1 protein-coding gene is annotated in these 1925 nt (G+C 71.7%); it reads right to left on the reverse strand.

Features of this window, described 5'->3' with window-relative positions:
• Positions 1–32 precede the first annotated feature (32 nt).
• The coding region (locus AB0O00_RS37460; RefSeq protein ID WP_363659161.1) for a glycoside hydrolase family 6 protein at positions 33–1925 on the reverse strand (1893 nt) is incomplete at its 5' end.

Below are 1925 nucleotides of genomic sequence, written 5' to 3' on the forward strand. Positions count from 1 at the left end.
GGGGCCGCCGGTGCGGCCCCGGCCAGGGGAGGTCAGCTCGCGGTGCAGGTCAGGGACGGAGCGGTGTTGCCGCCCGAGTACGTCGCCTGGAAGCCGAAGCTGGTGGTGGCGTTCGGCGCCAGCGCGCCGTTGTAGGCCTGGTTGGCGGCCGTCACCGTGGTGCCGCTCTGGGCGGTGGTGGCGTTCCAGCTGTTGGTGAGCTGCTGGTTGCCGCCCCAACTCCAGGTGACCGTCCAGGACTTGGTCGCCGCGGTGCCCGTATTGGCAACGGTCACATTGGCCGTGAAGCCGCTGCCCCAGTCATTGGCGACCGCGTAGGTGGCGGAGCAGCCGCTGCTGCTGCCGCCGCCCGACGCCGCCGTGGTGGCGGTCACCGCGGCGGAGGCGGGAGAGACGTTCCCGGCCGCGTCCTGCGCGGTGACGGTGTACTGGTAGGCGGTGGCGGCGGCGAGGCCGGTGTCGGTGTAGCTCGTGCCGGTCACGGTCGCGACCTTGGTCCCGTTGCGGTAAACCGCGTAGCCCGTCGCGCCGGCCGGATCGGTGGATGCCGTCCAGCCGAGCGACACACTGCTGCTGGTGGTGCCCGTGACGGTCAGCCCGCTCGGCGCGGTCGGGCCGGTGTTGCCGCCGGAGCTGCCGAACGCCGGGTAGGCGTTCTGCACCAGCTGCCGGAACTGGACGGGGAACCACTGCCCGGCCGGGATGTTGGAACCGGGGATGGAGTCGGTCGGGTAGGTGTTGCCGTTCCCGTCGGTCTGGGTGCCGTTCGGGTCGCAGTGCGGGTCGCCGTGGGGGTGGGAGGCGTCCGGGTAGTCGCCGTCCGACTCGCCCGGCGGTTTGACCCAGAGGAACGCGATGATCGGGTTGCCCGTGCCGTACGGCAGGGACTGCGGGCGTGCGCCGATGCCGGCGCCGTTGATGTTGCACCAGTCGCCGCGGAAGGGCTTCCGGTCGACCCTGTTGGCCGCGACGTACGCGTCCGCCGTGGTGGGGGCGGAGTTGAGCGCGGTGGGCCGGGCGGAGCCGCCCCAGCCGTTGCGCGAGGTGTCGACCAGCATGCCGATGCTGCTCGGGAACCCGTTGGACACCAGGGTGGCGTACATCGCGGCGTCGTAGTGGTACTCGTCGAACGCGGGGTTGTACTGGTAGAAGTTGGCCGACTTGAGCGGCTGCCCGCCGACCGTCAGGTCGGGGTCGGGCAGGAACGGCTCGGTCAGCGGGGTGGTGTTGGCGGTGTCGCTGATGAATCCGTCGACGCTGGCGAACCCGGCGGTGGTGGCCTGGGCGACCTTGGCGTACTCCCGGCCCGCCGGCACCATGTTGGTGGACCAGCCGAGCCAGCCCGCGTGGCCGATGTCCAGGTAGTCGTACACGTTGGGGATCGCGTGCAGCTTGTTGAGCGCGTACTCGACGCCCGATTCGTAGAACGGGGCGGCCGTGGCGCAGGCCGGCTTGGACTGGTTGGTGACGGCGTTGGGCAGGGAGTCCGGCTCGATGATGGCCGCGATCCGGAGGCCGGCGTACTTCGGGTTGGCGAGGACGGCCGCGATCGGGTCGATGTACTGCGTCTCGTACGTGGTCAACCCGGCCGCGGTGGCCGGGAGTTCGCCGTTGGAGGCGATGGCGGCGCAGTCCCGCCCCGGCAGGTCGTAGACGACGACCTGGAAGACGACCGGCGTGGTGCCCTGTTGCTGCTGGGCGAGCGCGTGGTCCAGGTGGGCCTGGAGGCCGAGGTGGGTGGCGTCGCCGGCGATCGCGCCGATGTGGTCCATCCAGACGGCGGTGGGGTTGGCGGCGACCTGGGATTCGAGGGCGCCCAGGGTGCCGCCGTCGGCGGAGGCCTGGGCCTTGACCTCGGCCGCGAAGTCGGGGTTGAGGTAGCCGGTCGCGCCGGCGAACGGGTTGGCGACGTGGGCGGCGGCTCG

It is taken from the genome of Kitasatospora sp. NPDC093558, from assembly GCF_040683475.1.
GTDB lineage: Bacteria > Actinomycetota > Actinomycetes > Streptomycetales > Streptomycetaceae > Kitasatospora.